Origin of the sequence: Streptococcus suis (assembly GCF_002960445.1) — a bacterium.
Classification (GTDB): Bacteria; Bacillota; Bacilli; order Lactobacillales; family Streptococcaceae; genus Streptococcus; species Streptococcus hyiners.
This window is the reverse complement of sequence record NZ_POJD01000367.1, coordinates 1-296: the sequence shown is the minus strand read 5'-3', so window position 1 is coordinate 296 and position 296 is coordinate 1. Positions and strand designations below refer to the sequence as shown.

General features: G+C 35.1%; 1 pseudogene. It reads left to right on the top strand.

Annotated elements, in window-relative coordinates:
• Positions 1 to 86: 86 nt before the first annotated feature.
• Positions 87 to 296, top strand: a pseudogene (locus C1G53_RS12100) (hypothetical protein); the annotation flags it as partial.

Sequence of the window (296 nt, the reverse complement as noted above, 5' to 3'; positions counted from 1 at the left end):
TTTTATATCTTTGTCAGATGATAAAGATAGGGCTGAATGGGTTAAACAACAAATAGAGAAACGAAAGAACATAGAAAGGGAAATAGATGTATAGCATTGTGGAAGTGACTATAAAACGTGGGGAACAAATACTACTAGATTTACTAAAAGATAATCCGACACGCGCAGTAATGCAAGATAATTTTTTCCGCTTTTTCTACTACTTGCCATTTGGTGGATATATCACACCTTTCAGCCTAAACAATATTACTTTGAAAGTATTTGAAAAAGTACCAGCCCCGAAAGGGTGGGAACTT